The organism is Micromonospora mangrovicola (assembly GCF_047200535.1).
Classification (GTDB): Bacteria; Actinomycetota; Actinomycetes; order Mycobacteriales; family Micromonosporaceae; genus Micromonospora.
This window is the reverse complement of record NZ_JBJZOG010000001.1, coordinates 33,800-57,563: the sequence shown is the minus strand read 5'-3', so window position 1 is coordinate 57,563 and position 23,764 is coordinate 33,800. Positions and strand designations below refer to the sequence as shown.

General features: G+C 71.0%; 22 protein-coding genes, 2 tRNA genes and 1 pseudogene. 11 read left to right on the top strand and 14 right to left on the bottom strand.

Translation table 11 applies throughout. The features are described from left to right. Complete coding sequence (locus ACL02O_RS00275; protein ID WP_412815871.1) at positions 1 to 228, bottom strand: hypothetical protein; 228 nt, start codon at positions 226 to 228, stop codon at positions 1 to 3. A gap of 98 nt (positions 229 to 326) precedes the next feature. On the opposite strand from ACL02O_RS00275, the gene ACL02O_RS00270 reads away from it, so the two are divergent. Continuing rightward, on the top strand, positions 327 to 821 hold the full coding sequence (locus ACL02O_RS00270) for a MarR family winged helix-turn-helix transcriptional regulator (RefSeq protein ID WP_412815870.1): 495 nt from the start codon (positions 327 to 329) through the stop codon (positions 819 to 821). Here the strand turns inward: ACL02O_RS00270 and ACL02O_RS00265 are convergent. After that, positions 806 to 1,360, bottom strand: coding sequence for a hypothetical protein (locus ACL02O_RS00265; protein ID WP_412815869.1), 555 nt, complete (start codon positions 1,358 to 1,360; stop codon positions 806 to 808). The two genes, ACL02O_RS00270 and ACL02O_RS00265, sit on opposite strands and share 16 nt — an antisense overlap. Before the next feature lie 679 nt (positions 1,361 to 2,039). Between ACL02O_RS00265 and gyrB the strand changes: the two genes are divergently transcribed. The 6 genes from gyrB (at position 2,040) to ACL02O_RS00235 (ending at position 8,047) form a co-directional block, all read left to right on the top strand. Next, positions 2,040 to 3,986 carry a DNA topoisomerase (ATP-hydrolyzing) subunit B gene (gyrB, locus tag ACL02O_RS00260; protein ID WP_412815868.1) on the top strand — a complete coding sequence of 649 codons (1,947 nt, stop codon included), beginning with the start codon at positions 2,040 to 2,042 and terminating at the stop codon, positions 3,984 to 3,986. Between the two features lie 130 nt (positions 3,987 to 4,116). Continuing rightward, positions 4,117 to 6,642, top strand: a complete 2,526-nt coding sequence (gene gyrA / locus ACL02O_RS00255; RefSeq protein ID WP_412815867.1) for a DNA gyrase subunit A — start codon at positions 4,117 to 4,119, stop codon at positions 6,640 to 6,642. A gap of 3 nt (positions 6,643 to 6,645) precedes the next feature. Next, positions 6,646 to 7,536, top strand: a complete 891-nt coding sequence (locus ACL02O_RS00250; protein ID WP_412815866.1) for a DUF3566 domain-containing protein — start codon at positions 6,646 to 6,648, stop codon at positions 7,534 to 7,536. Between the two features lie 151 nt (positions 7,537 to 7,687). Then, positions 7,688 to 7,761: transfer RNA gene (locus ACL02O_RS00245), tRNA-Ile, on the top strand. 42 nt (positions 7,762 to 7,803) lie between these two features. Next, a complete protein-coding gene (locus ACL02O_RS00240; RefSeq protein ID WP_265009727.1) occupies positions 7,804 to 7,932 on the top strand; it encodes a DLW-39 family protein in 129 nt (42 codons plus the stop codon). A 42-nt stretch (positions 7,933 to 7,974) separates the two neighbouring features. Then, positions 7,975 to 8,047, top strand: a tRNA-Ala gene (locus ACL02O_RS00235). Here ACL02O_RS00235 and ACL02O_RS00230 read toward each other — a convergent pair. The 4 genes from ACL02O_RS00230 to ACL02O_RS00215 form a co-directional block, all read right to left on the bottom strand. Beyond that, positions 8,029 to 9,204: a tyrosine-type recombinase/integrase gene (locus ACL02O_RS00230; RefSeq protein ID WP_412815978.1), complete on the bottom strand. Its 1,176-nt coding sequence runs from the start codon at positions 9,202 to 9,204 to the stop codon at positions 8,029 to 8,031. The genes ACL02O_RS00235 and ACL02O_RS00230 overlap by 19 nt on opposite strands. Positions 9,205 to 9,337: 133 nt before the next feature. Next, on the bottom strand, positions 9,338 to 9,532 hold the full coding sequence (locus ACL02O_RS00225; protein WP_412815977.1) for a helix-turn-helix domain-containing protein: 195 nt from the start codon (positions 9,530 to 9,532) through the stop codon (positions 9,338 to 9,340). Between the two features lie 85 nt (positions 9,533 to 9,617). Next, positions 9,618 to 10,190 (bottom strand): hypothetical protein, encoded by a 573-nt coding sequence (locus tag ACL02O_RS00220; protein WP_412815865.1) that lies wholly within the window; start codon positions 10,188 to 10,190, stop codon positions 9,618 to 9,620. 340 nt (positions 10,191 to 10,530) lie between these two features. Continuing rightward, positions 10,531 to 10,905, bottom strand: coding sequence for a tyrosine-type recombinase/integrase (locus ACL02O_RS00215; protein WP_412815864.1), 375 nt, complete (start codon positions 10,903 to 10,905; stop codon positions 10,531 to 10,533). Between the two features lie 398 nt (positions 10,906 to 11,303). On the opposite strand from ACL02O_RS00215, the gene ACL02O_RS00210 reads away from it, so the two are divergent. Then, complete coding sequence (locus ACL02O_RS00210; RefSeq protein ID WP_412815863.1) at positions 11,304 to 11,624, top strand: ArsR/SmtB family transcription factor; 321 nt, start codon at positions 11,304 to 11,306, stop codon at positions 11,622 to 11,624. Then, positions 11,624 to 12,010 carry a VOC family protein gene (locus tag ACL02O_RS00205; RefSeq protein ID WP_412815862.1) on the top strand — a complete coding sequence of 129 codons (387 nt, stop codon included), beginning with the start codon at positions 11,624 to 11,626 and terminating at the stop codon, positions 12,008 to 12,010. Before ACL02O_RS00210 ends, ACL02O_RS00205 begins: the two co-directional genes overlap by 1 nt. A gap of 106 nt (positions 12,011 to 12,116) precedes the next feature. Here ACL02O_RS00205 and ACL02O_RS00200 read toward each other — a convergent pair. The 5 genes and pseudogenes from ACL02O_RS00200 to ACL02O_RS00180 all read right to left on the bottom strand — a co-directional run. Next, a pseudogene (locus tag ACL02O_RS00200) lies at positions 12,117 to 12,995 on the bottom strand (RNA polymerase sigma factor); the annotation flags it as partial. 261 nt (positions 12,996 to 13,256) lie between these two features. After that, positions 13,257 to 13,637, bottom strand: coding sequence for a YciI family protein (locus tag ACL02O_RS00195; protein ID WP_412815861.1), 381 nt, complete (start codon positions 13,635 to 13,637; stop codon positions 13,257 to 13,259). Between the two features lie 301 nt (positions 13,638 to 13,938). After that, positions 13,939 to 14,214 carry a hypothetical protein gene (locus ACL02O_RS00190; RefSeq protein WP_412815860.1) on the bottom strand — a complete coding sequence of 92 codons (276 nt, stop codon included), beginning with the start codon at positions 14,212 to 14,214 and terminating at the stop codon, positions 13,939 to 13,941. Positions 14,215 to 14,296: 82 nt separating this feature from the next. Continuing rightward, a complete protein-coding gene (locus tag ACL02O_RS00185) occupies positions 14,297 to 15,091 on the bottom strand; it encodes an alpha/beta fold hydrolase (RefSeq protein ID WP_412815859.1) in 795 nt (264 codons plus the stop codon). 49 nt (positions 15,092 to 15,140) lie between these two features. Further along, on the bottom strand, positions 15,141 to 15,395 hold the full coding sequence (locus tag ACL02O_RS00180; RefSeq protein ID WP_412815858.1) for a DUF7660 family protein: 255 nt from the start codon (positions 15,393 to 15,395) through the stop codon (positions 15,141 to 15,143). Positions 15,396 to 15,599: 204 nt separating this feature from the next. Between ACL02O_RS00180 and ACL02O_RS00175 the strand changes: the two genes are divergently transcribed. Next, positions 15,600 to 16,553, top strand: coding sequence for an L-threonylcarbamoyladenylate synthase (locus ACL02O_RS00175; protein WP_412815976.1), 954 nt, complete (start codon positions 15,600 to 15,602; stop codon positions 16,551 to 16,553). A gap of 42 nt (positions 16,554 to 16,595) precedes the next feature. Here the strand turns inward: ACL02O_RS00175 and ACL02O_RS00170 are convergent, their stop codons facing one another. Together ACL02O_RS00170 and ACL02O_RS00165 are read right to left on the bottom strand one after the other, a co-directional pair. Beyond that, positions 16,596 to 18,056: a serine/threonine-protein kinase gene (locus ACL02O_RS00170; protein WP_412815857.1), complete on the bottom strand. Its 1,461-nt coding sequence runs from the start codon at positions 18,054 to 18,056 to the stop codon at positions 16,596 to 16,598. 197 nt (positions 18,057 to 18,253) lie between these two features. Further along, positions 18,254 to 18,544, bottom strand: a complete 291-nt coding sequence (locus tag ACL02O_RS00165) for a hypothetical protein (RefSeq protein ID WP_412815856.1) — start codon at positions 18,542 to 18,544, stop codon at positions 18,254 to 18,256. Positions 18,545 to 18,657: 113 nt separating this feature from the next. Here ACL02O_RS00165 and ACL02O_RS00160 point away from each other — a divergent pair, with 113 nt between their 5' ends. Then, positions 18,658 to 19,083, top strand: a complete 426-nt coding sequence (locus ACL02O_RS00160; protein WP_412815855.1) for a CBS domain-containing protein — start codon at positions 18,658 to 18,660, stop codon at positions 19,081 to 19,083. Between the two features lie 126 nt (positions 19,084 to 19,209). Here the strand turns inward: ACL02O_RS00160 and ACL02O_RS00155 are convergent, their stop codons facing one another. Further along, positions 19,210 to 23,730, bottom strand: coding sequence for a cation-translocating P-type ATPase (locus ACL02O_RS00155; RefSeq protein ID WP_412815854.1), 4,521 nt, complete (start codon positions 23,728 to 23,730; stop codon positions 19,210 to 19,212). Between the last annotated feature and the right edge of the window lie 34 nt (positions 23,731 to 23,764).

Below are 23,764 nucleotides of genomic sequence, written 5' to 3'. Positions count from 1 at the left end.
TCACCGCTCGGCGCGCCGGGCCTCCCGCTCGGCGTGCTTGCGCTCCCGCTGCTCGCGGCTCCACTGCCGGCGCTGCTCGAGGTCCTGCTTCCACGCGTCGCGGGCCTGCCGTGAGCCGCCCTGCACCGCCCCCCGCACCTCAGGCGGGCCGGCGAGGTTCCGGAACACCCAGCCCATGAGGCGGCCGCCCTTACCGGAAGCGTCGCCCACCTGCTCGTCGCTGCTCATCCGCCTGGCCTCCCTCTCGCCACCGGACATCATTCGTGTACCAATAATTGGTACACCAATTGTTGGTACGATCGCAACGACGATGAGGAGGGGTGAGGGTGGCCGACAGGCTTGAGGGCGATCCCCTGGCGCTGGAGCAGCAGGTGTGTTTCGCGCTCTCCGTCGCCGCGCGGGGGGTGGTCGCGGTCTACCGCCCGTTGCTGGAGCCGATGGGGCTGACCCATCCGCAGTACCTGGTCATGCTGGCGCTCTGGCAGTACGCGCCGCTGTCCGTGCGGGAGCTGAGCCGGCTGCTCCAGCTCGATCCGGGCACCCTGTCACCCCTGCTCAAGCGGCTCGAAGCCGCAGGCTACGTACGACGGGAGCGGGATGCGTCGGACGAGCGCAGCCTCGCCGTCTCGCTCACGGCCAGCGGTCAGGCCCTCCGGGCGCAGGCCGAGCAGATTCCGCCCGCGATCGTGGCGCGGCTCGGCCTGCCGCTGGCGGACCTGCGGCACCTGCACACGGTGCTGACCGAGGTGATCGCGGCGGCCAACCGGGCCGTGACGGCGGGGCCCGGCGAGGCCGGGCAGCCGGGTCAGGCGTCGGAGTAGACCGCGAAGCCGCGGTCGGCGCAGCGCCGGTAGAAGGCGGCGAGCACGCTCAACTCGGCGCAGGTGAAGTTCCACTGCGGCGGATCGCCGTCCTCGTCGCGCAGCTTGTCCAGCCGGCTGTCCAGCCAGCGTAGCTGCTGCTCGGCCAGGCGGCCGTCGCCCAGCAGGGACCGCAGCACGTCGCTGACCGACTCGAAGGTCACCGCCTCGTCGATCGGCCGGTGCCGGGCCACGAACTTCTCCACCCCGTCGGCGATCCAGGAGCAGCCGTCCGGGTCGATCACGGGGTCCTCGTCCTCGGCGGCGTTCTCCGTGGCGTAGAGCACATTCTCCAGCCCGAGAATCAGGTCGACCAGTTCGGTGTACGCGGTCGCGCGTACCGTGCCGGTCTTCGCGATCAATTCGGCGAGTGCGGCGGTGGGGGCGGAGATGTGTGGCATGTCCACGATCTCGCCGAAGTCGACGAACTCGGCCGGCGCGACCGGATCGTAGAAGCGGCCGGTACGCGGCCAGTGCACCGCGACGTTGTCCAGCCCCATCTGGCGTCACCTCTCACCAAGCGCGTTTGTCGGACCGATCGGGTCGATCGTCCCGGTTCCGGCCGCGAAAGATCAAGACCGCAGCGGCGGCGCCGCAAAGTTACGGCACGTCCGGTCCCGCCGCGACCCCTGGTCGGTCACGTGCCGATACCGATGCGGTGACCGACGACTGGTCCGGGTCGCGGCGTAGCGTCGGACCCGCCGGTGGAAGCGCTCCCGGTCGGGGGCACGACGACTGCCGGCTCGGCCGGCGGCCACAATTTCGGCCTCCGCGCGGTCGGGCGGCGGTCCGGACCGGATGAAGGCCGGTCTGACGCCGTACCGCGACCGGAAGCCGTCGCTGGCGTGTGGGGAGTTGCGGACGGCGCGATTCGGCCGGCTACGGACTTCTCAGCCCTCCCGGAGCGGTGCCGAGTGGCGGTTTGGTCGGCTGCGCACAGTAAGATTGAGGGCGAGACGAAAGACGCGACACGGAGCGACGGACACGGGCCCGCAGGGCCCTTGATCATTGTCCCGCGTCGGGTCGAGCCGATCGCGATCCGCGGGCAACCGCGCCGACCGGCGTAGCCATCCGTGACCTGGATGTCCGGGGACCGGTCCGTGCACGCCGCCGTCGCGTCCTGTCCGCCGAACCCGCGCCCCGCGCTCTGGCGTGGTCGGTGCGAGAAAGTGGCCGAGGGTGGCAGCGGAGGACAACAAGAAGTACGGTGCCGAGTCGATCACCGTCCTCGAGGGGTTGGAGGCGGTCCGGAAGCGGCCCGGTATGTACATCGGGTCCACCGGTGAACGCGGTCTGCACCACCTCGTGTGGGAGGTCGTCGACAACGCGGTGGACGAGGCGCTGGCCGGATACTGCGACACCATCGACGTGGTGCTGCTGGCCGACGGCGGCGTACGGGTCACCGACAACGGGCGTGGCTTCCCGGTCGACCTCCACCCGAAGCTGAAGAAGCCGGGCGTCGAGGTCGCGCTCACCGTGCTGCACGCCGGCGGCAAGTTCGACGGCAAGGCGTACGCGGTCTCCGGTGGTCTGCACGGCGTCGGCGTGTCCGTGGTGAACGCCCTCTCCACGAAGATGGCTGTGGAGATCCACAAGGACGGTTTCGTCTGGCGGCAGGAGTACGACCGGTCCAAGCCGACCCCGCTGGAGAAGGGCGAGTCGACCGACCGGACGGGCTCGGCCGTCTCTTTCTGGCCCGACCCGGACGTCTTCGAGACCGTCGATTTCGACTTCCAGACCATCTACCGCCGTCTGCAGGAGATGGCGTTCCTCACCCGCGGCCTCACCATCCACCTTCTCGACGAGCGGGTCGTGGAGAGCGAGGAGGGCAAGCCGCGCGAGGTGACCTTCCACTACGAGGGCGGCATCGCCGACTTCGTCCGGCACCTCAACGCCTCGAAGAACCCGATCCACAAGACGGTGGTCGAGTTCGGCGCCGAGGAGGAGGGCATGTCGGTCGAGATCGCCATGCAGTGGAACGAGTCGTACGGCGAGTCGGTCTACACCTTCGCCAACAACATCAACACCCACGAGGGCGGCACCCACGAGGAGGGCTTCCGGGCCGCGCTGACCAGCGTCATCAATCGGTACGGCGCGGAGAAGAAGCTGCTCAAGGGCGACGAGAAGCTCTCCGGCGAGGACATCCGCGAGGGCCTGGCCGCGATCATCTCGGTCAAGCTGACCAACCCGCAGTTCGAGGGTCAGACCAAGACCAAGCTCGGCAACACCCCGGTGAAGAGCTTCGTGCAGCGGGTCTGCAACGAGTGGCTGGTCGACTGGCTCGACCGGAACCCGGCCGAGGCGAAGACCATCATCACCAAGGCGTCCCAGGCCGCCCGGGCCCGGATCGCCGCCCAGCAGGCGCGGAAGCTGGCCCGGCGCAAGTCGCTGCTGGAGTCCGGTTCGATGCCGGGCAAGCTGGCCGACTGCCAGTCCACCGACCCGCGCGAGTCCGAGGTGTTCATCGTCGAGGGTGACTCGGCGGGCGGCTCGGCCAAGCAGGGCCGCGACCCGCGTACCCAGGCGATCCTGCCGATCCGCGGCAAGATCCTTAACGTGGAGAAGGCCCGGATCGACCGGGTGCTGAAGAACAACGAGGTCCAGGCGCTGATCACCGCGCTGGGCACCGGCATCCACGACGACTTCGACATCGAGAAGCTGCGGTATCACAAGATCGTGCTGATGGCCGACGCCGACGTGGACGGCCAGCACATCCAGACGCTGCTGCTCACCCTGCTGTTCCGCTTCATGCGGCCGCTGGTCGAGCTGGGCCACGTCTACCTGGCCGCCCCGCCGCTCTACAAGATCAAGTGGAACCGGAAGGGCGACGACGCCCAGTACGCGTACTCGGACCGGGAGCGGGACGGGCTGATCGCGCTGCGCCAGCAGAAGAAGCCCAACGCCAAGCCGGACGACATCCAGCGGTTCAAGGGGCTCGGCGAGATGAACTATCCCGAGCTGTGGGAGACCACCATGAACCCGGCCACCCGTACGCTTCGCCAGGTGACCCTCGACGACGCCGCAACCGCCGACGAGCTGTTCAGCGTGTTGATGGGCGAGGACGTCGAGGCGCGCCGCTCGTTCATTCAGCGCAATGCCAAGGACGTGCGGTTCCTGGACATCTGACGGGCCGGTCCGGGCCGGACGGGGATCCACCGGCCGGCCCGGCGGTCCACAGAGTTATCCACAGTCCGGCCGGTTTCCACAGCCGTTATCCACAGCACGAACACGACTCTGAGTCTGATAAGGGTTAACAGTGACGGATACTCCCGAGTCCACCCCGAACGAGCCGGAGACCCCGGAGACACTGGCCGCCGTCGTGGCGCACGACCGGATCGAGCCGGTGGGCCTCGAGGTCGAGATGCAGCGCTCGTACCTCGACTACGCGATGAGCGTCATCGTCGGGCGGGCCCTGCCGGACGTCCGGGACGGGCTCAAGCCGGTTCACCGGAAGATCCTCTACGCCATGTTCGACTCCGGGTACCGGCCGGACCGCGGCTACGTGAAGTGCTCCCGCGTCGTCGGCGACGTGATGGGCCAGTTCCACCCGCACGGTGACTCGGCCATCTACGACGCGCTGGTCCGGATGGCGCAGCCCTGGTCGCTGCGCTACCCGCTGGTCGACGGCAACGGCAACTTCGGCTCTCCCGGCAACGACCCGGCCGCCGCCATGCGCTACACCGAGTGCAAGCTCGACCCGCTGGCCATGGAGATGCTGCGGGACATCGACGAGGACACCGTCGACCTCCAGGACAACTACGACGGCCGGGCCAAGGAGCCCACCATCCTGCCGTCCCGGATCCCCAACCTCCTGATCAACGGCTCCGAGGGCATCGCGGTCGGCATGGCCACCAAGATCCCGCCGCACAACCTGCGCGAGATCGGCGCTGCCGTGCAGTGGTGCCTGGAGCACCCGGAAGCCGACGAGGCCACCACCCTCGAGGCGCTGCTGGAGATCGTCAAGGGCCCGGACTTCCCCACCCACGGCCTGATCGTCGGCCAGGCCGGCATCCAGGACGCCTACCGGACCGGCCGCGGCTCGATCCGGATGCGCGCCGTCGTCGAGGTGGAGGAGGACAAGCGCGGCCGTCCGGCGCTGGTGGTCAGCGAGCTGCCGTACCAGGTCAACCCGGACAACCTCGCCGAGCGGATCGCGGAGCTGATCAAGGAGGGCAAGCTCGCCGGCATCGCCGACATCCGCGACGAGTCCTCCGGGCGTACCGGCATGCGGCTGGTGCTCGTGCTCAAGCGCGACGCGGTCGCCAAGGTGGTGCTGAACAACCTCTACAAGCACACCCAGCTCCAGGAGACGTTCGGCGCCAACATGCTGGCGCTGGTTGACGGCGTGCCGCGCACGCTCAACCTGGCCCAGTTCATCCGCTTCTACGTCGAGCACCAGATCGAGGTCATCCGCCGGCGGACGGCGTTCCGGCTGCGCAAGGCCGAGGAGCGGGCACACATCCTGCGCGGTCTGGCCAAGGCCCTCGACGCGCTCGACGAGGTGATCGCCCTGATCCGGCGCTCGCCCACGGTCGAGGACGCCCGCCGGGGCCTGATCCAGCTGCTGGAGATCGACGAGATCCAGGCCACCGCGATTCTGGACATGCAGCTGCGCCGTCTGGCTGCCCTGGAGCGCCAGCGGATCCTCGACGACCTGGCCAAGCTCGAAGTGGAGATCGCCGACCTCAAGGACATCCTCGCCAAGCCGGAGCGGCAGCGGAAGATCGTCTCCGAGGAGCTGGGCGAGATCGTCGCGAAGTGGGGCGACGACCGGCGGACGAAGATCGTGCCGTTCGACGGCGAGGTCTCCATGGAGGACCTCATCGCCCGTGAGGACGTCGTCGTCACGATCACCCGCACCGGGTACGCCAAGCGCACCAAGGTCGACCTCTACCGCTCGCAGCGGCGCGGCGGCAAGGGCGTCAGCGGCGCGACGCTCCGCCAGGACGACATTGTCAGCCATTTCTTCGTATGCTCGACGCACGACTGGATCCTGTTCTTCACGAACAAGGGCCGGGTCTATCGGGCGAAGGCGTACGAGCTTCCGGAAGCCAGTAGGGTGGCCAAGGGCCAGCACGTGGCCAACCTGCTCGCCTTCCAAGCGGACGAGCAGATCGCGCAGATTATTGAAATTCCGAACTACCAGGTGGCCCCCTACCTGGTACTCGCCACGAAGAACGGCCTGGTGAAGAAGACGCGGCTCGAGGAGTTCGACTCCAACCGGTCCGGCGGCATCATCGCGATCAACCTGCGCGATGAGGACGAGTTGGTCGGTGCTGCCCTGGTGAGCCCGGAGGACGACCTTCTCCTGGTCTCCAAGAACGCCCAGGCCATCCGCTTCAATGCCGCCGACGAGGCGCTGCGCCCGATGGGCCGGGCCACATCCGGCGTCATCGGCATGCGCTTCAGCGAGGAGGATGTTCTCCTTGCCATGGAGGTCGTCCGTGAGGGCATGGAGATGGACGTGCTCGTCGCAACGAACGGCGGATACGCGAAACGTACCCCGATCGAGGAATACCCGGTCCAGGGCCGGGGAGGTAAGGGCGTGCTGACTGCGAAGATCACCGAGCGACGCGGTGGTCTGGTCGGCGCGGCGGTGATCAGCCCGGACGACGAGCTGTTCGCCATCACCAGCAACGGCGGCGTCATCCGGACTCCGGTGAAGCCTGTACGCCGTACCCGGGACCGGAACACAATGGGGGTCAAGCTGATGGACCTCCCGGACGGCGTGACTATCGTGGCGATTGCTCGCAATGCCGACGAGCCTGACGAACAGGACTAGTTGATGACGGAGACACAGGCGAAGTCGGGGAACGCGGGGACCTCGGCCAACCCGGTCGACGAGGAGGCCGCCAAGAGCGGTACGTCAGCGACCGGCCGCGCGGCCGTGGGCCGGGCCACGGTCCCCGCCGATGCGCCTGCCCCGAAGTTCACCCGGGCCCCCGGCATGACACCGCCGCCGGACAAGCCCGCGGAGGACTCGGGAACGAGTGAGAGGACCGAGCAGGTCGACGCTTCGCCCGCGGCCGCCGGCCCGATCAAGCCCGCCGCCACGACGACACAGCCGATCAAGACAACCGGCACGGCCAAGCCGTCGACCGGCACGACCGGCACCCAGCCGCGCATCGGCGTCGGCTTGGGCACCGCGCCGAAGCCGACGCCGGACGGGGCGCGGCCCGGCACCACCGGTCGCCCCGCCAACGGCGGTGGCCTGCCGCCGGGCATCGGCGGTGCGGCCGCCGTCGGGGCCGCCCGCGTCGGTGAGGCGGTACGCGCCGCGCGTTCCTCAATCAGCTCAGCCGCGTCGCGCGGGCCGCGCCGGGCCCGGCTGAACCTCAAGCGGATCGACCCCTGGTCCGTGATGAAGTTCGCGTTCGCGGTCTCGGTGGTGCTCTTCATCGTGGTGGTCGTCGCCACCTCGGTGCTCTACCTGGCCCTCGACGCGATGGGCGTGTTCAAGAGCGTCAACGCCAGCCTGACCGACCTGGTCAACGCCGGCGGCCAGGGCGGCGGCGGATTCCGGATCACCGCCAAGGGGGTCATCCTCAGCTCCGCGCTGATCGGGCTGGTGAACGTGGTGCTCTTCACCGCGCTCGCCACCCTCGGCGCCTTCGTCTACAACGTCTGCGCCGACCTGGTCGGCGGGATCGAACTGACCCTCGCCGAGCGGGACTGAACAAATCGGCGCCGGGGCACCGCGAAAAGCGGTCGCCCCGGCGTCGGCTATCCGGATAGGTTCAATCCAGCAGGGTGAAGGCAAGGGCCGCCACGGACCCCCCGATTTGGGTACGGCGGCGGCGATGGGTTAACCTTGCTCGTCGCTACGCGGGGCTATAGCTCAGTCGGTTAGAGCGCAGAGCTGATAACTCTGAGGTCGCTGGTTCGATTCCAGCTAGCCCCACCGCACACCGTCGGACGGTAGCCGAGCGCGAGGGGTCGTCCCATGTTCAAGAAGCTCCTGATCCTGGCCGGCGTCGTCGGCGTTGCCGCGCTCGTGGCCAAGAAGGTGAAGGCCTCGAACGACGAGCGCGCCCTGTGGCACGAGGCGACAACCGCTCCCGACCTGCGCTGACCGTCCCTCCGACTGCCAGCACCGGGCGGTTCCGCCCGCCTCGGGGCCCTAGCTCAACTGGCAGAGCACTGCCTTTGCAAGGCAGGGGTTAGGGGTTCAAGTCCCCTGGGCTCCACTCATTCCGCCTCTGACCTGCGGCGGAGCACCTCGTAAGATCATCGGGACCACATCGGGACCACCCTGCCGATGGTCCTGGTTGCCAGCGGCGGCCCGCAACACATCACCCACGACACCGCGTCGGCGCTCTCGGCGGGGCCAGAAGTGAACGTAGGTCTCCAGGGTGATTTGCAGGGTGCTATGCCGCAGCGCTCGTTGGACTTCCTTCGGGTCGACGTGGTTGGTGATCAGCGTCGTGGCGAAGAAGTGCCGTAGGGCGTGAAAGCCGCCGTGCTCTTTGGGCCATCCCGCCTTCTCCCGCCACTTGACCCACTCCGCCGACCAGGTGCGATCGGTGAACGGGTTCTTGTGGGTAGTGGTGAACAGCAGCGGAACGCGACGGCGCACCGGATTGCCCGAGGTCACGTCTACTATTTCGACCTCGGTCGGTGGGTACTCCTGCACGTGACGGTGCAGCGCGGAAGCGACCATCGGGTCCAGGTCCACGGTGCCGACCGAGCCGCCCTTGGGCGTACTGAGGTAGAAGCCGCCTTCGTACTCCTGCGGCGCGTACCGCAACTGCTGAACGATGTGTAGCTCCTCATGCTCCGCGTCCAGGCAGCGCGGCCCGTGCTCAAAACCGAGCGCCTCACTGATCCGCAGGCCCGCGCCCGCGCCGAGCCACAGCAAACCGTGATAGCGGTCCGGCACCGCATCGAATAGGCGGAGCACGTCACTCTCCTCGGGCACCCACTTTGGCGCGCGGCTGAGCCCTCGGAACACCTGCGACAGTTTGATCCCATCACACGGGTTGTCCGGGATCACCTTGTCCGTGACTGCCGCACTCATGATGGCGTCGAACAGCTCGAAGTACAGGCGCAGGCTGGACTGAGGCACACCCGCGCCGAGACGTTGCGCCAGCCACAGCAACACATCGGTCTGAGTGATCGAGCGGACGAGTCGGTTGCCGAACTCCGGGACCAGGTGTCGCCGCACGTTCGACTCGATGCGCCGCCGAGTCTCCAACGCCCACCCGATGTTCCGGGCCAGACGCCAACGGTCCACGTACACGGCGAACGTGCCGTTCCGCTCGCCCTGGTCCAGCTTCACTTCCGGGGCAGTGCCGCTCCGGGCAGCAAGGTCGAAGTCCTCGGCGTCGCGCTTGCGCTGGAACACCTTGTCCCGCGTCTCACCAGCGGCATCGACGTACCGGACCCGCCACCGCTTGCCCCGGCCATACTTCCCAGACTTGATCCTCTCGCCATCCGGACCGGGAGTGCTCAAATACCACAGATCGTGGACCGCCACGTCAGCCCTCCCGTTCCGTGACCCATGCCCGGACCGCAGCGGGGTCATAACGCAGATGACGTCCAACGCGCGAAGCACGCGGTCCAGTGCGACGGTGACGCCACTGATAGAGCGTGCCGACCGGGACACCCAGATGCCGCCGCGAATCACCTCGCCGGGCACCACAAGGGCTACCAGCCTCCCCGGACGGGGCCAAGGTCGTTCGTCCGGTAGGGCGCTCCACCTTGTCCCCGTCCGGGGAGGCTGGACGGTCTACGACTGCCCGACGAGGAGATCCGCTCTTAGCCGCCCTGCCCGCATAGCAACACAGCCCGGTTGTGCCAGGCGGTACCGATGTACGCCATGGGGTAGCTCACCTCACGGGTTCGGTGGTCGGCCGTCTCGACCGACAGTCGCATCGGCACCGGATCAGGCTTTACGGAGCAGTGCACGACAACCTGGACCTGTATCACGCCCACCTCGCCAGGATGCAGCCGGCGAGACGGAGCGGCGGCATCGATCACTGTGCCCGGGAGGCGTGCTCCGACCGCGCGAACCGTGACCGGCTGTGGACCAGCGTTGACCACCGTCAGTTGCGCGTCGAACTGGGCGGTACTGCCGGAGATTTCACCGCCGTCACTTGCCGAGCTGGCTATGACGACAACCGCGACAGTGGCAGTCCGCGTTCGTGCGTCGCGTGAGCCCTGCACCTCGGCTATGCCGATACCGCCGACCGCTACGCCAAGGACGAACGCCCCGATGGTGTAGGCGCTCGTTGCTCGGTTGATCAGTCTGCGGCGTCGCGGACCCTCATCCGGCCTGAGGCGTCCATGGCCATGGTCATCAAGGTCGATGATCGGATGCTCCGCCGTCATTCCGACAGCATGGCGGCCACGTCCTGTCGGCGTACAGCCACCGGTACAGCCAAGACCGCCACCAAGCACCGCCCACCAACCGGGCAACATCTCGTCCGTCGTCGGACCGCACGCTCGGGCTACCTTGATCGGCAAGATCATCGGGACCACATCGGGACCACCTGAGGCCGCAAACAAGTGTCAGGCGACGGAAGTCAATCGGAGGTAACAGCAGGTCAGAGGCCGCTTACATCTCCGATGTTCCATGATCGCGCTTTTGGGGTTCAAGTCCCCTGGGCTCCACCAGCACTTTCCCTGGTTGATCTCGCTCCCGAGTACAGCCATCTGTACGGCCAAGCGGTCACGCCTTCCCCTCCTCGCCCAGTACGCGATCGATGGCCGAGGCCGCCATACAAGCCCGCGCCGGCAGAACGTGGCCGTAGGTGTCGGCCGTCATCCGGATCACGGAGTGTCCGAGCAGCTCCATCATCGTGCGCAGCTCTTCGCCCTGGTCGAGCAGGAACGTGGCGAACGCGTGCCGCAGGTCGTGCAGGTGCAGCCAGTCCAGCCCGCACGGAGCTGCTCGAAGCGTCGGTTGACGTTCCGCGGCTTTATCGCCGTAAAGAGGTCGACCGCTACCTGACCCTCGTACCAAGGACGCGATCGCGCGGGCGCCGACGCGATGCTCGGCGGCGGAGACGATACGAGCGCCGACCAACTGTCCGGTAGGGACCAACCGAGTTGGCAGCCCGCCCTCGTGGGGTCATTCACCATCGTCAACCCATGGGATTGGTCATCGGTGACAGACGGCCACGAGAGGGGGGTACCAGGTCCGAATGGTGTTCGCCGACAGATCGACCGCCAAAGTCGAGCTGGCGGTGGAGGTGATAGCAGACGACCCGTGCATCGCTACGGAGATTTCGTTCTGACGAGCAGACCTCCGCTACCGCCACTGAGCGGGACCGCCGACAGCATCCCGGATCTGCCGATGTGCCGACGTCTGATCTTGGTGGCGGCGACGTCGGGAGGGCCGTACGGTCCGTTGGCGCTGGGTGACAGGTGATCAGAGTGTGGTTGCCGATTGCGATGCCATCGACCTTGATAGGCAAGTCGTGACTTGCCTATCATTGGCGGGTGGGTGACGCCGAACACGAACGCGACGCTGCTGGAGAGGGCGACGTCTTCAAAGCCTTGGCCGACCCGACCCGTCGGAAGATCCTCGACGAACTGGCGGAGCGTGATGGTCAGACGCTGTTCGAGATCTGTTCGCGACTGACCATGAAATACCGGCTCGGTTCGTCCCGGCAGGCGATCTCCCAGCACCTGGAGGTCCTGATCGGGGCGGGCCTGGTCACCAGCCACCGTGAGGGCCGCTACAAGTTTCACCACATCGACACCGGCCCCCTGGAGCGCCTTACCGATCGATGGCGCAACCGCGAAGCGAAGGAGAACTGATGCGCATCCACCTCACCAGCGTTCTCGTCCATAACCAGGACGAGGCACTGCGGTTCTATACCGAGGTGCTGGGCTTCGTGAAGAAGACAGAGGTTCCGCTCGGCGAGCACCGCTGGCTCACAGTCGTCTCGCCTGGCGATCCGGATGGCTGCGAGTTGCTGCTCGAACCGGACGGTCACCCCGCAGCCAAGCCATGGAAGGAGGCGCTGGTCAACGACGGGATCCCGTACACGTCTTTCGCGGTTGAGGACGTCCACTCAGAATTTGAACGACTGCGCGGCTTGGGCGTGCGGTTCACCCAGGAGCCTTTGCAGATGGGTCCCGTCACCACAGCGGTCTTCGACGACACCTGCGGCAACCTGATCCAGATCGTGCAGGCCACCTGACCTGGGCCGGCCCGCTGCCGGTGCGTCTGGTGCCTCACGAACTCGGTCACGCGTGCACGGATCTAGCCAGCGGACGGTGCTGGAACGGGCTGGCTCCACGTGTCGGTCAGCCCGCGAGCTGGTCGCGGCGGCGGGTGAGGTATGCCCGCTCCGCCGGGTTGCCGGCGAGACCGATGGCCCGGTCGTACGCCGCCCGCGACTCGCCGCGGCGCCCGAGTCGCCGCAGCAGGTCGGCGCGCGCGGCGTGGAAGGCGTGGTAGCCGTCAAGGACCTCGGCGAGCCGGCCGATCTCGGCGAGGCCGACCCCGGGGCCGTCGACTTCGGCGACCGCGACCGCCCGGTTGAGCCGCACGATCGGCGAGGGGTCGACCAGCACCATACGGTTGTAGAGGGCGACAATCGTGGACCAGTCGGTGTCCCGGGCGAATGGGGCATCCGTGTGGACCGCGTTGATCGCGGCCTGCAGCTGGTAGCGCCCGGGTGGGTCACCGCCGGCCACCACCGCCTCGATCCGCTCGCGAACCAAGGCGTTGCCCTCGGCGATGAGGGTGCGGTCCCATGCGCCGCGGTCCTGCTCGCCGAGGGGCACCAGCTCCCCGGTGCGGGACACGCGCGCCGGCCGCCGGGCGTCAGTGAAAAGCATAAGGGCAAGCAGGCCGGTTACCTCGCCGTCGTCCGGGAGGAGAGTTCGGAGCAGGCGGCCGAGGCGGATCGCCTCGTCGGTGAGGTCGACGCGCACCGGTCGTCCCCCTCGCTGGCGAGATAGCCCTCGTTGAAGACGAGGTAGACGACCCGCGAGCACACCGGCGAGCCGCTTACGGATGTCGTCGGCCCAGGGCACCCGGTAGGGGATGTGTGCGGCCTTGATCTTTGCCTTGGCGCGGGTGATCCGTCGCGCCATCGTGGTCTCCTCCACCAGAAAGGCGTGGGCGATCTCGGGGACGGTGAGGCCGCCGAGCAGGCGCAGAGTGAGCGCCACCCGCAGAAGCCGCCGAGGTACTCCTTCGTCTCCAGGTAGGGCCCGACGGTGCAGAACCGTTTTCTCGCCCTGCCCGTCGACGGTGGTGGCGGCCGTCGCGGGCTCCAGGCCGTCGGCCGAAGACGAAGTGATCGCCCCTCTGGGGCCTCTCGGTGAAGGCGCCGGTGTCGGCGTACGCCTGCAGCATGGCCTCCTGGGAGGGGTCGGTGCCGAAGTCGGTGCGCTCGGCCGGTCCGTAGGCGGACGGCAGGTACCTGGGTGCCGCGCTCACTTCTCCCCAGAGCCGTTACGCCGGACCTGCCCGGGACCTCGGAACCGGTGCACCTCCTGCGGCCAGTCGAGCACGGTCGCGAGCCGGCCGGCCCAGTATCGCGCCGCCGCGTCGTCGGGCACGTCCACGACGACGAAGCCGCCGAGGTGCTCCTTGGTCTCGACGTACGGGCCGTCGGTGAAGACGGGCTTGCCGTCAACCGGCTCGACACTGCACACCGCGGTGGACCGGTCGAGCCCGCCGTTGGTGAAGATCAGGACACCGTCGGCCTGCATCTCCTCGATCACGGCCCGGACGGCCGTGCCCTTCTCGCGCAACTCCTCCGCCGTGTGGTCGGGCACCCACTCATCGTTGAAGGTGATCAGGTACTCCGTCATGGTCGTCTCCTCCCAGTCCCCGGACGAGGGCCTTCCCCCGGCTCCTCGTGTGCGGCGGCCCAGCCGGCCGCCGCACACTGGTTCCACGAACGGCTACGCCTTGATACGACACCATCCCGGAAACTCCTCCTCAATGCAGCCCCGGCGTCGTGACTGAGGAAAGGATCGACCTTCGCCCTTCGAAACCCACAGGTCGAGCAGGTCTGATCCCGCTTAGATCGACCACCATACGTACATGTGATGGTCGGGCACGCGAACCTCCCGGGCCAGGTCACGAAGCCCGAGCACCGTGCCGTCGAATTCAGGGGCTGACGACCCCGCACTCGCAGTCGTCGGCAGGCTGCGTCACGGATGCCTCAGTCCAGTACCAGGTCTGGCCCACGTACGCCTGGAACGTGCGACGGCTTCGAGTTGGCACGGTGACCGCCTCGACCGGCTCGCAGTCGGCGTCAGAGAGCCAGAGCGTGTACGGCTTGTCGAATGTCGAGACGGTGCCGCTCACCGGGTCTCCCCACGCGCCCTCGGGTATCTCGCGCTGGTAGAAGTCGTAGACGTCCTGGCCCTCTGCGGTTCGCACCTTGCGCCTGCACCCCACCACCGGCCGCTCAGCCTATGACGCGTTCCGGCCCGGCATGGTCCCCGAGATCGACGGGCGGTGGTCAGGCGCAGGATCCGTCCGCCTGTTCCCACAGGTCGAGCAGCAGCCGGTTCACCTCGTCGGGGTGTTGCCGGTGCGGCGAGTGATCCGCTCCCGCGACCTGGTGGAAGTGGGCACCGATGCGCTCCGCCACCGTCCTCGCGGTCGCCACCAGGGCGTCCCCGGCCGCCGCGCGGTACTCCGCCGGCGCCGTCTCCCACGTGCCGGCGAGCACCAGCTTCGGGTAGCCGGTGCGGCGGATGCCGTCGACCGGCACCGTCGCCTCCCAGCAGGGCCGCTCCCGCAGCGCGGTCTCCGCGGCCCGCAGGGCGAACTCGAACGGCTCGGGCACCGGCTCGGCGCTCCCGCGGTAGGCCGCTCGTAGGTACTCTTCGGCCGACATGGAGCGGGACGCGGCCACGTGCCGCCGGTTGGCTTCGAGCGCCGCGGCGACGACGGGTTGCCCGGCCGCCACCGCCAGCGCCGACGGCTCGATGAGCGCCAGGGAGCTGACCCGGTCCGGGCGGCCCGCCGCGGCCAGCATCGCGACCACGCCGCCGTACGAGTGACCGACCAGGTGGCTGGGCCGGTCCATCAGCCCGACGATGTCGTCGGCGTCGACGTCGTAGTCACTCCGGTCAGTGTCGGGGCTGGCCCCGAAGCCCCTGCGATCCACGAGGAGGATCCGGCGGTGCCTCGCCAGCGGTTGCTGATGCGCGAACGACGCGAGCCCCCAGGTCATGGTGCCGTGAACCAGGATGACCTGGTCACCGCGCCCGGCCTGGCCGTCCCACACCGTCACGTGTATCGGCAGCACGGCCGTGATCGTACGGTGACGGGAGAGTTCCGCGCTGTCCCCGCCGGCTTCAGAAGTGGTAGGCGGCGTCGTGCAGCACGTCGGCCACGAGCTGCCAGGACGGCCGTTCGGGGCCCGGCCGGCCGGCCCGGCGGGCCAGCCGCGTCCGGTCCCGTAGCTGGGTGGCGCAGGCGTTCAGGAACTGGTCGAGTTCCAGGTTGACCACCGCGTCGGGCGCGCGGGCCACGTCGTCGGCGAGCCACTGGAGCCAGGTGACCAGGTCGTCGACGCTGTCGACCCGCTTGTGCGGGCGGTCGTCCGTCATCGTGCCCCCTCGGTCGCGTCCGCCGGCGCGGACACCCTCGTGTCTACTCCCGCCCTGGGGACGGGGCGCGGTGGATCGCCGGCGACCTACGCCGACCGTCGGGCGGCCCGGCACCGGACGGCGGCGGTGTTACCGGTGGCCCGGCGTATTAGGTGGTGGGTGGCAGGCTAGCGTCGGGGCGTGAGCACCGGATCCCCGCGCGTCCTGCCGGCCGACAGCGGCATCGCCGAAGCCGCCTCCGTCCTGCGTGCCGGAGGGCTGGTCGCCTTCCCCACCGAGACGGTCTACGGGCTGGGCGCGAACGCGCTCGACGCGCAGGCGGCGGCCCGGATTTTCGCGGCGAAGGCCCGGCCCAGCTTCGACCCGCTGATCAGCCATCTGGCCGACGCCGCCGACCTGCCCGGCCTGATCGGCGAGGTGCCGCCGGCGACCGCCGCGCTCGTCGAGCGGTTCTGGCCCGGCCCGCTCACCCTGATCGTGGACCGGCCCGCGGTGATCCCGCCGATCGTCACGTCCGGACTGGACACCATGGCGGTCCGGGTGCCGGACGAGCCGTCCGCCCGGGCCCTGATCGCCGCCGCCGGGCTGCCGGTCGCCGCGCCCAGCGCCAACCGGTTCGGGCAGCTCAGCCCGACCCGGGCCGAGCACGTGGTGGCCGGGCTGGGCGACGCCGTGGACGTGGTGCTCGACGGCGGGCCGACCCGGTGCGGCATCGAGTCGACGATCGTGGACGCCCGGGGCGAGCGGCCGGTGGTGCTCCGGCTGGGCGCGCTGCCGGTGGAGGCGCTGGTCGAGGCGGTCGGGCCGGTCGACGTACGGCCGGGCAGCTCCGGCCAGCCGGTGGCGCCCGGGACGCTGGCCGCGCACTACGCCCCGCGTACCCCGTTGCGGTTGGGGGCGGCCGGGCCGGTGCCCGGCGACGGTGGCCGGCGGGGCTTCCTGGCCTTCCGGGAGCGTCCGGCGGACGGCGGATGGGCGGCGGTGGAGGTGCTGTCGCCCGACGGAGACCTCACGGTGGCGGCCGCGCGACTGTTCGACGCGCTGCACCAGCTCGACGCGGCCGGGGTGACCGAGATCGTGGCCGAGCCGGTGCCGGAGATCGGGGTGGGCAGGGCGATCAACGACCGGTTGCGGCGGGCCGCCGCCACCTGGCACTGACCGTCTGCGGCCCGCCGACCGGCCGGCAGCCGGCCGACCTCGTCAGGGCAGCTCGGCGGCGATCCGGTCGACGTCGGCGGTCAGGACGTCGTACCCGTCGGCGGTGAGCTTGCCGCCGCGCAGCAGGTCGTCCAACCGGCCGCGTAGCTTCCTGACCTGGTCCTCGGCCTGGTTGGTGTCGTCCTCGCCGATCTCCCGGGCGATCGCGTCCACCCGGTTGTGCAGGTCCGTGGCCGCGTCCGGGTTCAACTGGCCGGTGTCCACCTGCCGCCGGATCGACAGCCGGATCGCGACGATCGGGTCGGCGGTCGGCGTGCGGGAGGTGGCCCGGGGCAGCGGCGACCGGTCGGCCCGGTTGGCGGGTTTGCGCGTCCGGTACGCCGGCGGGCTGGGCGTGGCGGTCGGCGACATCGCCGGTGCGCTCGACGACGGCCCGGAGGTGGCCGGGGCGGGCGCGGTCGGCAGCGCCACCGAGGATTCGCGGTCGGGACCGAGCAGGGCGATCCCGGCCAGGGCGAGCACCGCACCTCCGAGCAGGGACGGCGCCACCAGCAGCACACTGCTGCGGCCTACCGGCCGGCCGGCGGTGACCGTCGCCGCCGCCCGGCCCGGCCCCACCGGCACGGAACCGGCCGGCGGTGCGGGCGGCGACGGCACCGGTACGACGGGCACGGTCCGGTGGACCGCCGAGGGTGACATGGCCGCGAGGCGGTCGCGGACCGCGGCGGCATCGGCCGGCCGGTCGGCCGGATCCTTGGCCAGCAGCTCCGCAACCAGCGCGTCCAGTTCGGCGGGTACGTCGGGTCGGCGGTCCCGCAGCGGTGCGGGCGGCTCGTTGACGTGCTGGTGCAGGACGCTGAGCGGGTCGCCGTTGAACGGCGGTCGGCCGGCGAGCATCGCGTAGAGGGTGCAGCCCAGGCCGTACAGGTCGGTGCGGGGGTCCACCGGCCCGCCGAGCGCCTGCTCGGGTGACATGTACGAGCTGGTGCCGAGCTTGGTCACCGGCCCGGTCAGGGTGTCCTGCCCGGCTGCCGAGGGCAGGCGGGCGATGCCGAAGTCGCAGATCTTCACGGTGCCGGTGGGGGTGACGATCAGGTTCGACGGTTTGACGTCCCGGTGCACCACCCCGGCATCGTGCGCGGCGGCGATCCCGTCGCAGGTCTGTACCGCGATCGACACCGCCTGCGCCAGCGGCAGTGGGCCGTCGGCGATCAGCGCGGCCACCGTCGGACCCGTCACCAGTTCCATGACCAGGAAGGAGTCGTCGTCCTCGGTGCCGAAGTCGTAGACGCCGACGATGTGCGGGTGGGTCAGCCGGGCCGCCGCACGGGCCTCCCGGTCGAAGCGTTCCACGGCCGTGGGCTCGTCGGGACCGACGGTCAGCAGCTTGATCGCCACGGGGCGGTCCAGCCGCAGGTCACGACCCTGCCAGACCTCGCCCATCCCGCCGCTGCCCAGTAGTTCCTCGGACTGGTACCGGCCATCCAGCAGACGTCTCGGCACGCCGTCACCCCTTCCGGCCGGGCTCGCCTCCGCAAGCGGCGACCGGTGGCGCGGGGGCCGGAATCGGGGTCTTCGGACGCATCGTCAGGATCTGCTCGTCGTGGACCATGCTCCCTAAGCTAGTCAATCCGCCCTCGGGAAGGCCACCGGTCGTCCGGTGTCGGCCATGTCGCGCCCGGTGGCGGGGTGCCCGCTGGTCAGGTCTCCTGGTGGGCGACCTCAAGGTTGACGTAGCGGGGCTCCTTTGTGGCCAACTGTCGCATCCGGTCGGCGTACTCGCCGGTCTCGGCCTGCTTGCTGTGCTCCATCGCCTGCTCGTAACTGTCGAACTCGGCGACTATCACGAAGTGGCCCGGCCGGTCCCGGTCCTCGGCGAGGGTGAGCCGCTCCGGACCGGGAGTCGGGTTGACGCGACTCCACTCCTCGCCGAGCTGGCGCACCTCGTCGGGTCGGTCGGTCTGATACTCCACAACCTGGACGAAGGACATCTCAGATCACCTCCACCACCGGGGTTCCCGCCCCGTCGCCATCCATGTGCCGGCATCGCGGGCCAGGATCGGGGGTAAGGGAAAGGGTGGCAACCCCCCGAAGGTGAGGTGTCATGGCAATGCCGACCGTACGCGACATCATGACCAGCGACGTGAGCTGCATCCGCGAACAGGACGACCTCCGTACCGCCGCCCGGCGGATGGCCGAGCTCGGGGTGGGCTCGCTGCCGATCTGCGGGGACGACAACCGTCTCCGGGGCATGCTGACCGACCGGGACATCGTGGTGAAGGTGCTCGCCCAGGGACGCGACCCGGGCAGCGTGACCGCGGGTGAGCTGGCTCAGGGCGGGACGGTGACCATCGGCGCCGACGACGACGCGGCCGAGGTCCTGCGGACCATGGGCCGGCACCAGGTACGCCGGCTGCCGGTGGTCGACGGGACCGAACTCGTCGGCATCGTGGCCGTCGCCGACGTGGCCCGGTCGCTGCCGGACCGCCCGGTGGGCGACCTCATCGAGGCCATCTCCGAGCGCGCCTGACCTGGCCGGCCCGACGCCGGGCGTCGGGTCGACCCGGGATCACGGCGGAGCGGCCCTTCGCGGCACCGGGACACCGCGACCTGCCGCAATGCCGCCCGCGTCGGCCCGACGCGCTCCGGTCCCGCCTCAGGCCAGCCCGCCCCGATCGCCGGGCGGGCGGAGGCCGTGCTGCGGGAGGCGGTCCACCAGCCGGGTGAGCGCGCCGTTGGCGAACGTGGCGCCGAACGCGGAGCCGGCGGCGATCGTCCAGCCCACCGGGCCGAGCGGGGTGCAGCCGAAGAACTGGCTCACCCCCGGGGTCTGCACCACCGCCACCAGCACGCCGATCGAGGCGGCGGTGGAGGCCAACACCGTCGGGCTGGTCCCGCCGGCCAGGACGGTCTGGCCGAGCTGGGTGCCGATCAGCGAGGCGAGGGCGACCGTGCCGGCCCGACGCTGCCGTCCCGTGTACCGGGCGAGCGTCCACCCGGCCGTCGCGCCCAACGTGGTGGCCCCCGCCCGGAGCGCGATCTCCCGCGTCATCGTCTCGCCCAGCGAGGTGTCGGGCCCCTCCCGCAGCAGGTGGTCGGCCCGGTCGGAGGCGGGCGGGCGGACCGCGATGGCCAGCGCCGGCACCAGGTCGGTGAGCAGGTTGACCAGGAGCAGCTGCCGGCCGTTGAGGGCCGACCGGCCCGTCGTGGCGGCGGTCAGCACGCTGAACGCGATCTCGCCGAGGTTGCCGCCGACCAGGATGCTCAGCGCGTGGCGGACCGAGGACCACATCGCCCGCCCCTCCACGAGGGTGGCGATGATCGTCTCCAGTCGGTCGTCGGTGACCACCAGGTCCGCGGCGGCCCGCGCCGCCGGGGTGCCCCGCTGGCCGAGGGCGATGCCCACGTCGGCCAGCCGGATCGCCGGGGCGTCGTTGGCGCCGTCGCCGGTCATCGCCACCGTCCGGCCCTGACGCTGGAGCGCCTGGATGATCCGGACCTTGTGGGTCGGAGTGCACCGGGCCACCACGTCGGTGGCCATCAACCGCGCGGCGAGGGCCTCGTCGTCGAGCCGGACCAGGTCGGTCGCGGTGACCACCCGCTGCTCGCCGTGGTCGGGACTGATCTTCGCGGCGATCGCCTCGGCGGTGGCCGGATGATCGCCCGTGATCATGATGGTGTGCACGCCGGCCTGCCGGATCCGGCGTACGGCCGGTGCGGCGCTCTCCCGCACCCCGTCGGCGAGCGCCAGGAAGCCGACGAAGACCAGCCCTTCGACCTGCTCGTCGGTCACCGACTCCGCGCCGACGTGGCACTCGGCCACGGCGAGGATGCGGTGCCCGGCCCCGGCCCGGTCGGCGAGCGTGGCGTGCAGTGCGCTCCGTCCGGCGTCGTCCAGCGGCTGGTCGCCCCCGGCGACGCGCCGGGCCGTGCAGCGCGGCAGCACGGATTCGGGCGCCCCCTTGACGCTGAGCAGCAGCCCGTCGGCGTACCGGCCGACCGTGGCGTGGTAGCCCCGGGACGGCTCGAACGGCAGCCCGCCCACCGCCGCCCAGTCGGCCGCGCCGGTCTGCTCGACCACCCCGGCCGTGCCGGCACCCCGGCGTACCGCGCGGTCGGTGTGCTGGGGCAGCTCGTCCGGGTCGGCCGCCGCCGGGGTGGCCCGCAGCCCGGTGGCCAGGATCGGCCGCAGCGACCCGTCCAGCCGATCCGGCGGGGCGTACCGGTCGTCGGCGGAGCCGACCCCGGCCAGCAGCAGCTTCCCCTCGGTGAGGGTGCCGGTCTTGTCGAAGCAGAGCACGTCGACCCGGCCCAACGCCTCGATTGTCCGGGGGTTGCGGACCAACGCGCCGTGCTCGGCCAGCCGCCGCGCCGCCGCCAGTTGCGCGGCGCTGACCAGGAACGGCAGCCCTTCCGGCACCGAGGCCACGGCCAGGTTCGCGGCGGTCGCCGCCGTCTCCGCCAGGGGTACGCCCCGGAGCAGTCCCGCCCCGGCCACCGCGATCGCCGAGCCGGCCGCCAGCGGCACCGCCGCACTGGTCAGCTTCCCGAGCCGTGCCTCGACCCCGCTGGCCGGCGGGGCCTGCCGCGCCATGGCGAGGCTCCGCCCCGCCTCGGTCTCCTCTCCGGTCGCCACCACCACCGCGGTCCCGTGGCCGGCCGCGACGGTGGTGCCCTCGTACAGCATCGAGTGCCGCTCGGCGACGGCCGCCGCAACGACCGGATCGGGGGCCTTGGCCACCGGCAGCGACTCGCCGGTCAGGGACGACTCGTCGGTCTCCAGGCCGTCGGAGGTGAGCAACCGGCAGTCGGCCGGGATCGCGTCGCCGGGGCCGACCGCGACCACGTCCCCCGCCACCAGATCCTCGGCGGGCAGCACCCGCTCCACGCCGTCGCGGAGCACCCGTGCGGTCACCGCCGAGCGGGACAGCAGCTCGGCCAGGGACCGCTCGGTGTTGCGCTGGTGCACCGCCCCGACCAGCGCGGACCCACCCACCACCCCGCCGACCAGGGCGGCGTCGACCAGCGAGCCGAAGGCGGCGGAGAGCACCGCGCCGGCGGCGAGCACCGGGGTGAGCGGGTTCGACAGCTCCTCCACGAACGCCCGGAGCAGCCCGGTCGGGCCGCCGTGGTCCCCGGTCGTCTCCCGTCGCCGCCGGACCGCCTCCTCGCTGGTCAACCCGTCGTGGTCGGTGCCGAGCTGGTCCAGCACGGTCCGCACCGGCATCAGGTGCCAGGCGGTCAGGGCGGGCACCGGGGTGCGGGTCCGGTCCGGCAGCCGGTGGGCCCGCCACACGCCGTGGGCGAAGGCGATCGCGCCGGCGCCGTTCACCGCGGCGAAGGCTCGGCCGGGAAGCTGCTCCGGGCCGGCGGTGAACGCGCCGAGCGCGCCCAGGCCGCTGCCGGCCATCGCGAGCCGGATGTTCTGTCCGGTCATTCGGCGGGCTACCCCGGTCGCGTCGATCAGCAGCGCCGGGATGCGCAGGTCCTCGCCGACGATCAGGTGCGCGCCCCAGGGCGGCAGGTCCTCCGGGGCGGAGACGCCGACCCCGCAGTCGGCGGCGCCGAGTGCGGCCCGGTCGCCGGAGACCACCAGGACCACCGCGCCCTCGCGTTGCAGGGTGCGTACCGAGTCGGCGAGGTGGGGACCGCCGGGCAGCAGGGCGTCGGCGAAGCCGTACCGGCCGTCGTCGTCGCCGGCCACCACGAGCCGCAGTCCGGCATGACGGGTGGCGGTCGGCAGGGCATCCACGCCGGGCGCGGGCTCCGGTTCGACCCTCAGTACGGCGGCGAGCCGGCCGCCGTCGGTCAGGCCGAGCAGGTGGCCGCCGTCCTCCCTGAGCCGCCGGCTGTCCTCGGTGTCGCCGGGATCCTCGGCGTCGACCCGGTCCAGCGGCGCGAGCCGCCAGCCGTCGGCCTGCCGTACCCCGTCGGGCTCGGCCGGGTCGAAGAGGGCGAAGGACCGCGTGGCGACCTCCCCGGCGTCCGCGCCGGGCAGCGGCGCCAGGTCGGCCAGCACGCCCCGGTCGGAGCCGAGTACCCGGGTGTCCAGCAGCACCGTGTCGATCCGGTCCAGCTCGCGCAGGACACTGCGGTCCATGACGATGACGCCACGCCGGGCCAGTATCCGGCCGAGCTGGGCGCCGTACCCTTCCCGGCCGTTCCCGGGTGCCTTGGGCAGGGCGGAGAGGGCCAGGGCCCCGGCCCGTTTGTGGCCGACCACCGGGAGCGCCGCCGCGCCGGCCGCGGCCCCGGCGGCGAGCATCCCGGTGACGTACCGCTCGGCCGGGCCGTCCGGGACGGGGCAGGGCCGTTCGCCGTCGGGCACCCGGGCGACGGCCCGCTCGGGGGTGCCGGTCAGCCTCGGTTCGGCCTTGGACCAGGTGGTGAGCTGGGCCCGCGCCTCGCCCCACTGCACCACCCGCTGCGCGCCGTCCAGCAGGATGCTGGTCCAGCCGCCGGTGAGGCCCTGCACGACCGCCTCGGCGAGCGGGAAGAGCACGTCGGCGCGGGGGTCGGCGCGCAGCCCCCGGTCGGCCAGCGCGTGCAGCTTCGGGTGCAGGTCGACCGCCGTGAGGAAGCCGGCGACCTCGGCGGGCACCGGGGTGAACGGCAGGATCCGGCTGGCCGCGGAGATGGTCAGGCCGAGCGCGTCCGAGACCAGCGCGCCCAGCGTGCGGGGGGTACGGGGGCCCTCCTCGGGCGGGTGCGGCGGTGCGATCTCCGGGTCGGGTTCGTGCGGGCAGACCCGCTCCGTGTGGGCGACGGTGGCGATCAGGTCGCGCAGCTTCGGCTTCGGCTCCCGGACGGCGACGATCACCCGGCCGGAAGGGGCGTTCACCCGCGCCCAGGCCACCCCGGGCAGCCGTTCCAGTGCCGCCTCGACCTGCCGGGCCAGCCGGTCCCCGCCGTTCTGGCAGACGCCGTGCACCTCGATGTGGTGCCGGCCGTCCCGGGTCCACACCCGCCGCCGGGTCAGCCCCGCGAGCCGGGCCAGCCGGGCGGCTGCCGCGCCCGCGCTACCGGCCGCCTCGCCGAGCGAGCGGGGGGCGCCGTCGGCGGCCGCCGACGCCGCGTCGGGCACGGCGGTGGCGACGGTACGGGCGACGCGCGCGACGGCGTCGGGCAGCGTGGCCGGCGACAGCAGGAGGCCGGCGTACCGGCCCAGTGACGTCATCGAGTCGTACGGCCGAGCCGTCGGCCCCGCTTCC